The organism is Actinomadura chokoriensis, assembly GCF_039529475.1.
Taxonomy (GTDB): domain Bacteria; phylum Actinomycetota; class Actinomycetes; order Streptosporangiales; family Streptosporangiaceae; genus Spirillospora; species Spirillospora bangladeshensis.
In genome coordinates this window covers 1-11913 of the sequence record NZ_BAAAMW010000011.1, presented here as the reverse complement: position 1 = coordinate 11913, position 11913 = coordinate 1, and the positions used below count along the sequence as shown (strand labels likewise).

The 11913-nt window shown below is 72.7% G+C and carries 14 protein-coding genes; 2 read left to right on the top strand and 12 right to left on the bottom strand.

The features are described from left to right. Nucleotides 1-113: 113 nt before the first annotated feature. On the bottom strand, nucleotides 114-467 hold the full coding sequence (locus ABFX46_RS23250) for a VOC family protein (protein WP_346045114.1): 354 nt from the start codon (nucleotides 465-467) through the stop codon (nucleotides 114-116). Between ABFX46_RS23250 and ABFX46_RS23245 the strand changes: the two genes are divergently transcribed. Further along, a complete protein-coding gene (locus tag ABFX46_RS23245) occupies nucleotides 423-1001 on the top strand; it encodes a TetR/AcrR family transcriptional regulator (RefSeq protein WP_346045113.1) in 579 nt (192 codons plus the stop codon). The two genes, ABFX46_RS23250 and ABFX46_RS23245, sit on opposite strands and share 45 nt — an antisense overlap. 7 nt (nucleotides 1002-1008) lie before the next feature. Here ABFX46_RS23245 and ABFX46_RS23240 read toward each other — a convergent pair whose 3' ends face one another. The 11 genes from ABFX46_RS23240 to ABFX46_RS23190 form a co-directional block, all read right to left on the bottom strand. Beyond that, a complete protein-coding gene (locus ABFX46_RS23240) occupies nucleotides 1009-2013 on the bottom strand; it encodes a LacI family DNA-binding transcriptional regulator (RefSeq protein ID WP_346045112.1) in 1005 nt (334 codons plus the stop codon). Between the two features lie 44 nt (nucleotides 2014-2057). Next, entirely contained in the window at nucleotides 2058-3299 is a 1242-nt protein-coding gene (gene mmsB / locus ABFX46_RS23235; protein WP_346045111.1) for a multiple monosaccharide ABC transporter permease, read from the bottom strand. After that, complete coding sequence (mmsA, locus tag ABFX46_RS23230) at nucleotides 3296-4846, bottom strand: multiple monosaccharide ABC transporter ATP-binding protein (protein WP_346045110.1); 1551 nt, start codon at nucleotides 4844-4846, stop codon at nucleotides 3296-3298. The genes mmsB and mmsA overlap by 4 nt, the downstream gene beginning before the upstream one ends. Before the next feature lie 67 nt (nucleotides 4847-4913). Beyond that, complete coding sequence (gene chvE, locus ABFX46_RS23225) at nucleotides 4914-6044, bottom strand: multiple monosaccharide ABC transporter substrate-binding protein (protein ID WP_346045109.1); 1131 nt, start codon at nucleotides 6042-6044, stop codon at nucleotides 4914-4916. Nucleotides 6045-6275: 231 nt separating this feature from the next. Beyond that, entirely contained in the window at nucleotides 6276-6473 is a 198-nt protein-coding gene (locus ABFX46_RS23220) for a hypothetical protein (RefSeq protein WP_346045108.1), read from the bottom strand. A 134-nt stretch (nucleotides 6474-6607) separates the two neighbouring features. Further along, nucleotides 6608-6778 (bottom strand): hypothetical protein, encoded by a 171-nt coding sequence (locus tag ABFX46_RS23215; protein WP_203597140.1) that lies wholly within the window; start codon nucleotides 6776-6778, stop codon nucleotides 6608-6610. A gap of 24 nt (nucleotides 6779-6802) precedes the next feature. Next, on the bottom strand, nucleotides 6803-7156 hold the full coding sequence (locus ABFX46_RS23210; protein ID WP_346045106.1) for a PRC-barrel domain-containing protein: 354 nt from the start codon (nucleotides 7154-7156) through the stop codon (nucleotides 6803-6805). A gap of 100 nt (nucleotides 7157-7256) precedes the next feature. Then, nucleotides 7257-8459 (bottom strand): TIGR04053 family radical SAM/SPASM domain-containing protein, encoded by a 1203-nt coding sequence (locus tag ABFX46_RS23205; protein ID WP_346045104.1) that lies wholly within the window; start codon nucleotides 8457-8459, stop codon nucleotides 7257-7259. Nucleotides 8460-8466: 7 nt separating this feature from the next. Further along, nucleotides 8467-9879, bottom strand: a complete 1413-nt coding sequence (locus ABFX46_RS23200; protein WP_346045103.1) for a beta/alpha barrel domain-containing protein — start codon at nucleotides 9877-9879, stop codon at nucleotides 8467-8469. Further along, nucleotides 9872-10369 carry a hemerythrin domain-containing protein gene (locus tag ABFX46_RS23195; protein ID WP_346045101.1) on the bottom strand — a complete coding sequence of 166 codons (498 nt, stop codon included), beginning with the start codon at nucleotides 10367-10369 and terminating at the stop codon, nucleotides 9872-9874. The genes ABFX46_RS23200 and ABFX46_RS23195 overlap by 8 nt, the downstream gene beginning before the upstream one ends. Nucleotides 10370-10393: 24 nt before the next feature. Then, nucleotides 10394-11362, bottom strand: coding sequence for an Acg family FMN-binding oxidoreductase (locus ABFX46_RS23190; RefSeq protein ID WP_346045100.1), 969 nt, complete (start codon nucleotides 11360-11362; stop codon nucleotides 10394-10396). Nucleotides 11363-11549: 187 nt separating this feature from the next. Between ABFX46_RS23190 and ABFX46_RS23185 the strand changes: the two genes are divergently transcribed. Beyond that, nucleotides 11550-11913: cupredoxin domain-containing protein (locus ABFX46_RS23185; RefSeq protein WP_346045098.1), on the top strand; the 364-nt coding region annotated here is incomplete at its 3' end.

Here is an 11913-nt window from a genome sequence, read left to right as displayed (position 1 = left end):
GCCGTCCCGCTGCCGTCGCAGTCCAGTTCCAGCGGTGCGGGCTCGACCGGGCGGGGTCGCCTCGGCGCTGGTGCGGGCCGGCCGCCGCGGTTCCCCTCTCGCCACCGGGGGCGTTACGGGTGATCATCGGATCCGCCGCTCGGGGCCGTGCCGGGTTCGCCCGCGCCGCGCGTCCGGTGGGCTCGCCTGCGCTCGTCCTCGGTGCCGATCGGGTCGTCCACCACCAGGGGAGTGCCGCCGGCGGGCATCGGGGTGTGGTGGTCGGTGGTGTAGAAGCGGACCTCGTGCCCGTCGGGGTCGTGCGTTCCGGGCAGGATCCAGCCGATGGTGGCGAAGTGGACCCCGGCGTGCTCGTCGCCGAGTGCGGTGAGCCGGGCGGCCAGGCCTTCGAGCTCGGCCTTGCCCGGCACCCCGATCGCGAAGTGGTCGAAGCCGCGCGGGCGCTGTTCGTCCGCGAGGGCTACCACGCGACGACGCTGACCGCGGTCGCCGACCGTGCCGAGGTCGGGCACCGGACCGTCTACGTCCGCTTCGGCACCAAGGCGGCGCTGCTGCGGCATGTGGTCGACGTCGCCGTGGCGGGGGACACCGCGGAACGGGCGGTCGCCGAAAGGGACTGGTACCGGGCGGCGCTCACGGGCCGGACGCTCGCCGACCGGATCGAGGCGCTGGCCGAGGGGACCGCCGGCCTCATGGAACGCGCCGCCGATCTGTTCGAGGTGGTGCTCCAGGCCCAGGCCACGGAGCCCGAGCTGGCGGAGGCCTTCCAGGCCGGCCGCGCCGACACCCGCGGGCTGCTGCGGCGATTCGTCGAGAGCGCCCGCACCGACGGCCTGCTCGCGGAGACGACGGATCCGGCGTGGCAGGAGGAGACGGTCGCGCTGGCCGGTCAGGCGGAGACCTACCTGCTCCTGCGACGCACCACGGGATGGGCGCCCGAGCAGTACGGCGCTTGGCTGCGCCGCACCCTGACGCACGTACTGGCGGCGCCGCTGCGGTGATCCAGGGTCAGCGGGCCGGCGCGGTGCTGCGGCGGACGATCAGGTGGCTGGGGACGAGCTTCGGCGCGTCCGCCTCGCTTCCGGTCAGCTGGGCGATGAGCAGCTCGACGAGGTGCCGGCCGAGGGCGGTGAAGTCCTGCCGGACGGTGGTGAGCGGCGGGGTGAGGAACGCCGCCTCCGGGATGTCGTCGAACCCGATGACGCTGACGTCGTCCGGCACCCGGCGGCCGCTCTCGTGGATCGCCCACAGCAGCCCGAGCGCGATCTGGTCGTTGGCCGCGAACACCGCCGTGACGTCGCCGTCGGCGGCGAGCAGCCGGCCGCGCTCGTAGCCGGACCGCGCGCTCCAGTCGCCGGGCGCGCAGTCGGGGACGTCGGCGCCGGCCTCGGTGAGCGCGTCCCGCCAGCCGCGCGTCCGCTCGGTGGCCTCCGACCAGTCGTCCGGGCCCGGCAGGTGGTGGACGGTCCGGTGCCCGAGCTCCAGCAGGTAGCGGACCGCCTCGCGGGGCGCCAGGTAGTGGTCGCCGGACACGGTCGGGACGGCCGCGTCCGGCCCGAGCAGGACGGTCGGCAGGTCGCCCGGCAGGTGCCGCAGCGCCTCGTCCGGCGGGACGTGCCCGGGGATCATGATGATGCCGTCCACGCCCTGGTCGCGGAACCGGTCGACGGCCCCCGCGACCGCGCCGTGCCCCGGCGACTCCAGGCTCGCGACGCTGGTGAAGAAGTCGGCGGCGCGGGCATTCCGCTCGATCGCCGCGATGATCGACGCGGGGCCGAACAGCGCGGTGTCGAAGCTGACGACGCCGAGCGTCCGGGACCGGCCGGTGGCGAGGGCCCGCGCCGCCGCGTTCGGCCGGAAGTCCAGCTGCGCGGCGGCGGCCAGCACCCGGTCGCGGGTCTTCGCGCTGACCATCGGATGGTTCTTGAACACCCGCGACACGGTCTGGTGGGAGACCCCTGCGAGCCGGGCGACGTCGCGGAGCCCGGGTCTGGCGGGTGGCGTGGAGGTCATGGCACCTCGGAACATACCGGGTCCGCCGTCCCCGGGCCGACCGGTCAGCGCGACGCCCCGGCGCGCCGCTTGGCCCAGATGTCGAACGCGACCGCCGCCAGCAGGACGAGGCCCTTGATCAGCATGACCCGCTCGCTCGGCGCGCCGAGCAGCGACATGCCGTTGTTGATCACGCCCATGATGAGGCCGCCGGTGATCGCGCCGACCACCTTGCCGACGCCGCCCTGCACGGCCGCGCCGCCGATGAACGCCGCCGCGATCGCGTCCAGCTCGAACATGTTCCCGGCGGTCGGGCCGGCCTGGTTGAGCCGCCCGGCGAACACGATCCCGGCGACGGCCGACAGCACGCCCATGTTGACGAACAGCCAGAACGACACCGACTTGACCTTGATGCCGGACAGCTTCGCCGCGAGCGGGTTGCCGCCGAGCGCGTACACGTGCCGGCCGAACACGGCCCGGTTCATCACCAGCGTCGAGCCGAGGACGAGCACGCCCAGCAGCACGAGCACCCACGGCATGTTCTTGAACCGGGCGAGCTGCACGGCCATGAACATGACGACCACGACGCCGAGGGCGTACCGCAGCACGAACACGGTGAGCGGTTCGACCTTCTGCCCGTAGCGGATGCGGCCCTGCCGGTTCCGCCACCCGAGCCCGGCGTACCCGCCGACCAGCGCCAGCGCGACGAGCAGCGTGAACAGGTCGGCGCCGCCGAGCGGCCCGAGCCCGATGTTGCCGAGGTAGCCGGACAGGAAGCCGTTGGCGATCGTCCGCACCTCGTCCGGGAACGGGCCGATGCCCTGGTTGCCGAGGACGGTCAGCGTCAGCGCCCGGAACACCAGCATCCCGGCCAGCGTCACGATGAACGAGGGGATCTCGAAGTAGGCGATCCAGTACCCCTGCCACGCGCCGATCGCGGCGCCCGCGAGGATCGTCAGCAGCACCGCCGCCGGCCACGGCACGTTGTGCTCGACCATCAGCACCGCCGCGATGGCGCCCGTCACCGCGACCACCGACCCCACCGACAGGTCGATGTGCCCGCCGATGATGACCATGATCATCCCGATGGACAGGATCAGGATGTAGGAGTTCTGGACGATGATGTTGGAGATGTTCTGCGGCGACAGCAGCTGCCCGTCGGTGAGCACCGCGAACAGCGCGACGATCAGCCCGAACGCGATGTAGATCCCGCTCTGCCGCAGGTTGACCGGCAGGGTCCGGCCCGGCTTCGGCCGCTCCGCCGGCGGCGGTGACACGGCCTTGTCGGCCGACGCGACGCTGCTCATGCTCTGGTCTCCTCGGTCCGCATCATGTTCTGGGTCATGTACTGCATGAGGCGCTCCGGGGTCGCGTCGGCGCGGGTCACCTCGCCGGTGATGCGGCCCTCCGCCATCGCGTAGAGGCGGTCGCAGATCCCGATCAGCTCGGGCAGCTCGGAGGAGATCACCAGTACCGCGCGGCCCTGGTCGGCCATCCGGTTGATGATCGAGTAGATCTCGTACTTGGCGCCGACGTCGATGCCGCGGGTCGGCTCGTCCAGGATCAGCACGTCCGCGTCCGTGAAGATCCACTTGGACAGGACGACCTTCTGCTGGTTGCCGCCGCTCAGCTGCCCGGCCGGGGTGAGGACGCTCGGCGTCTTGATGTTCATGTCCCGGCGGAACCGCTCGGCGACCTCGTACTCGCGGTTCTCGTCCACCCAGCCGGCCTTCGCGAGGCCGCGCAGGCCGGCGGCGGAGACGTTGCGCTTGATGTCCTCGATGAGGTTCAGCCCGTAGGTCTTGCGGTCCTCGGTCGCGTAGGCGAGCCCGTGCCGGATCGCCTCGGTGACCGTCCGGACCGCGATCTCCTTGCCGTCCTTGTAGATCCGGCCGCTGATCCCGGTGCCGTAGCTGCGGCCGAACAGGCTCATGGCGAGCTCGGTCCGGCCCGCGCCCATCAGCCCGGCGAGGCCGACGATCTCGCCGCGGCGCAGGGTGAGCGCGGCGCGGTCCACGACGACCCGGCCGTGCTGGGTGGGGGAGTGGACGGTCCAGTCCTCGATCCGCAGCACCTCGGCGCCGATGTCGGGGACGCGGTCGGGGAACCGGTTGTCGAGGTCGCGGCCGACCATCCCGGAGATGATGCGGTCCTCGGAGACGTCGCCGGCCATGTCGAGGGTCTCGATGGTGCGGCCGTCCCGCAGGATCGTGGTGGAGTCGGCGATCGCGCGGATCTCGTTCAGCTTGTGCGAGATGATCACGCAGGTGATGCCCTCGTCGCGCAGGCCGCGCAGCAGGTCCAGCAGGTGCGCGGAGTCGGCGTCGTTCAGCGCGGCGGTCGGCTCGTCCAGGATGAGCAGCTTCACCCGCTTCGACAGCGCCTTGGCGATCTCCACGAGCTGCTGCTTGCCGACGCCGAGGTCCATCGCCGGCGTCACCGGGTTCTCCTTCAGCCCGACCCGCGCCAGCAGCTCCGCGGCGTCGGCGTTGGTCCGGTTCCAGTCGATGAGCCCGAACCGGCCGCGGCGCTCGTTGCCGAGGTAGATGTTCTCCGCGATCGACAGGTACGGGCTGAGCGCCAGCTCCTGGTGGATGATGACGATCCCGCGCTGCTCGCTGTCGCGGATGCCGGAGAACCGGCACGTCTCGCCCTCGAACTCGATGTCGCCGCTGTACTCGCCGTGCGGGTAGACGCCGGACAGCACCTTCATCAGCGTCGACTTGCCGGCGCCGTTCTCGCCGCAGATCGCGTGGATCTCCCCCCGCCGCACCTCCAGGTTCACGTCCTGCAGAGCCTTGACCGCGGGGAAGGTCTTGGTGATGCCGCGCATCCGCAGTATCGCGTCGGTCATGGTCCTCCTTGCGGGGACGGGTGGGGCGGCCCGCCGGGGAGGTGGCGGGGGCCGCCCCACCCAGGCGTCACTTCAGCTGGGCCTCGGTGTAGTAGCCGGTGTCGATGAGTTCCTTCTTGTAGTTGTCCTTGTTCACGATCACCGGGTTCAGCAGGTACGACGGGACGACCTTCTCGCCGTTGTCGTAGTCCTTGGTGTTGTTGACCTGGGGCTTCTCGCCCTTCAGCACGGCGTCGGCCATCTTCACCGTGACGGCGGCGAGCTGCCGGGTGTCCTTGTAGACGGTCGAGTACTGCTCGCCCGCGATGATCGACTTCACCGAGGCGACCTCGGCGTCCTGCCCGGTCACGATCGGGTACGGCTGGCCGGGCGTCCCGTAGCCGTTGGACTTCAGCGCCGACAGGATCCCGATCGACAGGCCGTCGTAGGGGGACAGGACGCCCTGGACCTTCGTCCCGCCGCCGTAGTAGCGGGTGAGGAGGTCCTCCATGCGCTTCTGCGCGCGCTCGGGCTCCCAGCGGAGCGTCGCGATCGTCTTGAAGTCGGTCTGGCCGCTCTTGACGACGAGGGTCTTCTTGTCCAGGTACGGCTTCAGGGTGTCCATCGCGCCGTTGTAGAAGAACGTGGAGTTGTTGTCGTCGGGGGAGCCCGCGAACACCTCGATGTTGAACGGGCCCTTCGCGGTGCCCTCCGAGCCGTCCGCCTTCTTCAGCCCGAGCCCGACGAGCAGGGACGTCGCCTGCTGCACGCCGACCTTGTAGTTGTCGAAGGTGGCGTAGTAGTCGACGTTCGGGGAGTTGCGGATCAGCCGGTCGTAGGAGATGACCGGGACGCCCTTGTCGGCCGCCTTCTGCAACTGCGTGGTCAGCGCCGTGCCGTCGATGGAGGCGATGACCAGCAGCCGGGCGCCCTTGGTGATCTGGTTGTCGATCTGGTTGGCCTGGGTCGGGATGTCGTTCTCGGCGTACTGGAGGTCGACCTTGTAGCCGAGCTGCTCCAGCTGCTTCTTGAGGTTGTCGCCGTCGTGGATCCAGCGCTCGGACGAGCGGGTCGGCATCGTGACGCCGATCAGGGCGCCGGCCGCCGGCTTCTTCTCGGCCTTCTCCTTGTCGACGGTCTTCTGCGTCGAGCCGCACGCGGTCATGCCGAGCGCGAGGCCGAGGCCCAGCGCCAGGCTGACGAACTTCCTACGCTTCACGTCTCACCTCGGGGGTGGTGCCGGTGTCCCCGGACACACTGTTACCGGTCACACTGCCATGTCAAGGCCCCCTTGGTGCGCCGCGTCACAACCGTGACCTCTCGGCTATACGCCGACTTTCCGGGCGGGCATGCGCGAGCGAGCCCGCGGCCGGAACGGCCGCAGGCTCCCATCTGCGCGTTCGGGGACAGGCCCGGGGAGGGGAGGGGCGGGTCAGTCGCGGGCCACGGGTCAGGACCCGCTGAAGTCGTCCCGGGACAGGCCCTTCTCCGCCATCTTGTCCTCCAGTTCGGCGCCGAGTTCGTTGCGCGTGTCCGGGCCGGGCCGGGGCTTCTCCTGGTCCACGTCCCGGCCGGGGTCGCCGCCGGGCTTCATCACGACCTGATCGGTGTCGTCGGTCTTCGGCGCGTTCTCCTCAGGCGTGGTCATCTCTGCCCCCGTCTCGTATGGCTCACAGGTCTGTCACGGCATTCGCCGTCACGGCTCGCCGGCGCGTCCGGCCGTCGCGCTACGGGCTACCCGGGGACGCTCGCCTCTAACGGCCGGTCCGCCGGCCGCCCGGGTCAGCGGGCCGGGCGGGAGCCGCGGCGGTGGCCGACCCGGATCCCGCTCCACACCAGGTTGATGAGGAACAGCACGATGCCGATGATCAGCAGGTAGAACAGGCCCTTCACGACGACGCCGATGATGCCGAGCGCCACCGCGACGAGCAGGATGAACAGGAACAGGGCCATGGCTCGATCCTTCCTGGACGCACGTCAGCGGCGGGCGAGCCGGCGCTCGTCGGGTGCGGCCTCGTAGGCCAGGTCGTAGTGGGCGAAGACGGCGCTCTCGTCACCGGCGGGCAGCTCCCCGTCGGTGTCGATGGCGGGCGCGCCCTTGATCTGCTTCTTCGGGTGCGCGACCCGCAGGTGCTCCGGCCCGACGGTCGCGCCGTCGAGCGGCGCGAACACGAGCCGCTGCCGCATCGGCATGCCGGTCTTGATGGTGGCGAAGGCCGGCTGGTCGGTGAGGGTGTCGACGTAGACGGCCTCCAGCTCACCGATCTTGCTGCCGGACTCGTCGATCACCGTCCGGCCGCGCCATTCCCGGATGTCCTCGATCTCGAACATGTCTCGTCCAGCCGTTGTACGGAAAACCCCTTCTACGGCGTCATCTACCCAGCTCACGGCGGATATGTCGCCGATCCCGGCTTTCCGGGAGGGTTCCCGTTCAGGCCGGCGCGACGGCGCCGTACTCGGCGAGTTCCTCCTGGTAGGGGAAGGCGCCCGGGGTATAGGAGCACCACGGCTCGGACGCGAACGGGTCGCCGGACGTGGCGAAAGCCCGCGAGCGGGAGCCGCCGCAGAGCGTCCGGAACTCGCAGGCGCCGCATTTCCCGGTGAGGTTGGCGGGGTCGCGCAGGCCGACGAACAGGGGCGACGTCCGGTAGATGTCGGGCAGCCGCCCGGTCCGGACGCTGCCCGCCGGGGTGGGCAGGAAGCCGCTCGGATGGACGGTGCCGCGGTGCGAGACGAACACGAACCCGCGCGCGGAGCCGACGTCCATCGGCGCGCGCCGGGCGCGCCGGACCGGCAGGTCCAGCCCGGCCAGCCGCCGCCGCAGGTCCGCGTAGAGCGGGCCGAGGCCGAGCGCGGCCGCGTGGTCGGCGCCGTGCCGCCGCAGGATCTCCCGCTGGACGGCGATCCGGCGGAAGTGGTGGGCCTCGGTCGTCCGGGCCGGGATGTGGGCGCCCGCGTCGTACACGAAGTTCAGGACGTCCTCGACCTCCCGCGGCCCGAGCCCGGGGAGCAGCGTGCCGCGGCCGGTCGGGACGAGCAGGAACGCGCTCCACGTCAGCGCCCCCAGTTCGTGGACGATCCGTACGATCTCCGGCAGGTCGGTCAGGTTGTGCCCGGTCACCGTGGTGTTGATCTGCACCTTCAGGCCCAGGTCGCGGGCGGTCCGCCAGGCGTCGATCGTCCAGCCGTAGACGCCCGGCGTGGCGCGGAACTCGTCGTGGATCCGCGCGTTCGAGCCGTCCAGGCTGAGCGAGACCGCCCGCGCGCCCGCGTCCCGCAGCCCGGTGAGCCCGGCCTCGGTGAGCGTCGGCGTGCCCGACGGGGACACCGCGACCGGCAGGCCGATCCGCGAGCCGTGCCGGACGAGGTCGAGCAGGTCCGGGCGCTGGAACGGGTCGCCGCCGGTGATCACGAACATCGGCGGCGGGCCGCCGAACGAGGCGACCTGCTCCATCAGGCCGAACGCCTCGGCCGTGCTCAGCTCGCCGGGGTCCCGGTCGGGCCGGGCCTCGGCGCGGCAGTGCCGGCAGGCGAGCGGGCACGCCCGCGTCGCCTCCCAGATCACGATGAACGGCCGCTCGGCGGTGTCGTGGCGGGGCGTGCGGATCTGTTTCACGGTCGCTTCCACGGTCATGGCGGGCTCACGTTCGCAGCAGGTAGTCGATCGCGTCGGCGGCGGTGTAGTCGCCGCCGGTCGCGCGGACGAGGTCGGGCAGGAAGCCGAGGTCCTGGCCGAGGGTCGGCAGCGGCGGCTCGACGTAGCCGTCGGGCCGGTGCTGGCCGTGGCCGATGTTCGCGACGAGCGCGTTGCACAGGCAGCGGCGCCCGCCGGTGTCCTCGATGGCCCCGCCCTTGCGGACGTAGGCGTCGATCGGCTCGGCCGGGCAGCGGTAGCCGACCTTCCCGTCCGCTTTCAGGTAGGGGGTGCGGAGGTAGCTCAGGTCGCAGAGGCGGGGGCGCCTCGTGTAGACGTCCGGCTCGGACAGCGTGCCGGGCAGCGCGGCGACCTTGAACGGGAACCCGGTCGGCGAGGCGCGGGGGTCGTTGCGGACGCGGAGGGTGCCGTCCAGCGCGCGGTCGATCAGCTCCTTGCGCAGCCCCGGTTCGAGGCCGGACTCGCGGCACAGCGCGAACACGCTGCCCGCCTGGATCCCGGCGGCGCCGGCCGCCCGCGCCTCGGCGAGCGTGCCGGGCCGCGCGTAGCCGCCCGCCATCCAGAACGGCAGGCCGAGCGCGGCGACCTTCGCCGGGTCGACCCGGTCCCGCTGCCCGTAGACCGGCTCGCCGGCCTCGTCCAGGCGCAGCCGCCCGCGCGGCGGCGCGCTGTGCCCGCCCGCGACCGCCGTCTCCAGCACGAACCCGTCCGGGCGGGTCACCGGCGACCGGGCCAGGTACAGGGCGAGGACGGACGACGACACGATCGCCAGGAACCGCGGCCGCCCCACCGGGCCGCCGGACAGCGACGCCGGGTCGAACGCGAACGGGCGGCCCTCCTCGGCGCCCGCGACCGCCACGGTCACGCGGCCCGGGGACCCGGCGGCCAGCGCGTCCAGCAGCGCCGGGATCTCGCTCGGGATCCCCGCGCCCATCAGGACGTAGTCGGCGCCGGCCAGCATCGCCCCGTAGGCGGCGGCCGGGGTGGCGAGCTGGATCTTCTCCAGGTAGTTGATCCCGACCGGCCCGCCGTGCCCCTGCTTGGCGAGCCACACCTCGGCGAAGTTCCCGGCGACGGTCAGCTCGTCCCGCGTCCGGTTCGCCCGCAGGCCGAGCTTCGGCACGGGCCGGTACCGCTGCCCCGGCGCGATCCCGCCGGGCACGAAGTAGCGCTCCAGGATGCGCTCGCCGACCCCCGGCAGCGGCAGGTGGGCGAGCGCGCGGCGCAGGTGGCCGCCCTCGTCCCCGGCCTGGAGGCCGCGGGCGAGCAGCGCGTCCAGCGCGACCCCGGAGACGACGCCGAGCTGCCCGGTCCGCGCGACGGCGCTCGCGAGCCGCCACCCCGAGACGCCGGCGCCCATGCCGCCCTGGACGATGCGCGGCTCCTCCGGCTCAGACATCCCGGTCCCGTGCGGTCGCCGCCCAGGTCAGCAGGGTCAGGCCGGCGGCGCGCGCGTCGCGCCGGGTCGCCAGGATCGCCTCGACCGTGTCCGCGGGAAGCGTCTCCACCATGATCGACAGCCCGTCGCAGTCGCTGACGTGCGGGAGGATCCGCCGGGTCAGCTCGATCCCGCGCTCGGCCTGCCGGGGCGTCAGCCGGTCGTACTCGGCCAGCGCGTACAGCCGCCGGACGGTCCGGATCGCGCCGTCGTGGTCGGCGAGCAGCTTGGCCACGTACTCGGCGCCGAAGACCGCGACGAGCCGCGGGTACATCGACTCCTCCTCGTAGCGGAAGTGCGGCCCGGTCGCGGCGTCGACGGCCCGGACCAGCTCGCGCACCCGCTCGGTGTCGCGGAGCCGGAACGCCTCCACCAGGTCGAGCAGGAGGTCGCGGACACTGCGGTGCTCCGTCCGGAAGACGTCGGTGAACTCTTGGACGAGTGTCGGCATCGTTCGCCTTTCTTTGTCGGGAGGTCAGACCCGTTCGAGGACCTCGGGGAAGGGGCGGCGGGGCGTGCCGGGCACGATCGGCCCGTAGCCGAACCGGATGACCGACTGGATGTGGCCGTGCGGCCGGTCCCCGGCCGGGCCGCCGCCGCGCATGTCCAGGAGCTGGGTGAGCATCGAGGCCGCCACCCCGCGCCGCGCCGCCGTGAGCAGGACCCGCTGCAGGGCCTGCCCCGCCCGCAGCCAGTCGCGCGGGCCGTCGCCCCTGGTGAGCAGGACGCCGAGCTGGGGCCGGGCGGAGAAGTCGTCGGCCGCCCGCCCGGCGGACGCGCCGGCCGCGCCGAAGTCGCGCAGCGGCAGGCCCCGCCCGCTCGGCCGCGGCCCGAACGCGTACCAGGGGACGCCGTCGCCGCGGGTCCGGTCCGGTGTCCAGCGGGCCAGCTCGGCGAGGTAGCCGGGGTCGGCGGTGAGCTTGGCGTCCGCCGCCGCGATCAGGCTGAGCAGGTACGCCGTGGTCTGCGGGCCGGGCAGGCTCAGCGCCACGCCCTCCTCCCGGGCCGCGGCCGTCAGTTCGTCCCGGACGATCTGCGGCACCCGCCGCTTGCCGAACGGGCCGCGGTTGGTGCGCCGGTGCGGGATCGCCGCGTACAGCTCCGCCTGGCCCGGCGACGGCATCGTCGCGTCCACGGCCCGGACGGCCGCCAGCAGCGACGGCCGGCGCCCGGCGTCCGGGAGCGGCTCGACCAGCGGCCGGTGGCCCGTCGTCCGGATCGCGAGCCGCAGGTTGAACAGCGCGGCGCCGCAGCTGATGTGCAGGGCCCGGCCGCCCGGGTCGATGACCGGCAGCGCGCGGCCGGTGTCGGCGTGCAGCTCCATGACCGCCGCGTCCTCGTCCAGCCGGAAGAACCAGGGCTGGGTGTTGTGCACCGACGGCGCCGCGATGGCCGCGGTCATCAGCCGCCGGACCCCGACGTGCGTCGCGAACGGATGGGGCATGGCGCACCTCCTCGTGCTGCCGCTGTGCCTCTCCAGGCTTCCGCCCGCCGGTTCGGCCGCCCCAGGGCCGAAGGTCCCGCGAGCGCGGGGACCAAGGACGGTACGTCCGCGAACCGGGCCCTTCGGTCCCCGCCGCCGGGACCTTCGGCCCTCCCCGCACGGCGCCCCGCACCCGAACCCTGGGACCATGACCCTCCCGCGCGTCCCCTGGCATCCCGCCGTCGTCGGCGTCGTGGTCGGCTGCCTGCTGACGGCCGCCGCGGCGCTGTTCGCGAGCAGCGGCCGGACCGACGCCCCCGCGCAGACGGTGGCTGCGTCGGGGACGCGGGTGGTGGAGGTGACGTTGGCGAATATGCGGATTCGTCCGGGGACGATCGAGGCGGCGCCTGGTACGCGTCTTGTTCTGCGGGTGACGAACAGGGATGCGATGCGGCATGACCTGCGGTTGGCGTCGGGTGAGGCGACGCCGATGCTGGGTCAGGGGGAGTCGGCGACGCTGACGGTGCCGTCGGTGAAGGGTGCGATCGACGGTTGGTGCACGGTGCCGGGTC

Bases quoted from the DNA above. Each gene is read 5' to 3' on its own strand.
- ABFX46_RS23240 (WP_346045112.1), bottom strand. From the start codon at position 2,013: ATGACCTCCACGCCACCCGCCAGACCCGGGCTCCGCGACGTCGCCCGG.
- mmsB (WP_346045111.1), bottom strand. From the start codon at position 3,299: ATGAGCAGCGTCGCGTCGGCCGACAAGGCCGTGTCACCGCCGCCGGCG.
- mmsA (WP_346045110.1), bottom strand. From the start codon at position 4,846: ATGACCGACGCGATACTGCGGATGCGCGGCATCACCAAGACCTTCCCC.
- ABFX46_RS23220 (WP_346045108.1), bottom strand. From the start codon at position 6,473: ATGACCACGCCTGAGGAGAACGCGCCGAAGACCGACGACACCGATCAG.
- ABFX46_RS23215 (WP_203597140.1), bottom strand. From the start codon at position 6,778: ATGGCCCTGTTCCTGTTCATCCTGCTCGTCGCGGTGGCGCTCGGCATC.
- ABFX46_RS23210 (WP_346045106.1), bottom strand. From the start codon at position 7,156: ATGTTCGAGATCGAGGACATCCGGGAATGGCGCGGCCGGACGGTGATC.
- ABFX46_RS23205 (WP_346045104.1), bottom strand. From the start codon at position 8,459: ATGACCGTGGAAGCGACCGTGAAACAGATCCGCACGCCCCGCCACGAC.
- ABFX46_RS23200 (WP_346045103.1), bottom strand. From the start codon at position 9,879: ATGTCTGAGCCGGAGGAGCCGCGCATCGTCCAGGGCGGCATGGGCGCC.
- ABFX46_RS23195 (WP_346045101.1), bottom strand. From the start codon at position 10,369: ATGCCGACACTCGTCCAAGAGTTCACCGACGTCTTCCGGACGGAGCAC.
- ABFX46_RS23190 (WP_346045100.1), bottom strand. From the start codon at position 11,362: ATGCCCCATCCGTTCGCGACGCACGTCGGGGTCCGGCGGCTGATGACC.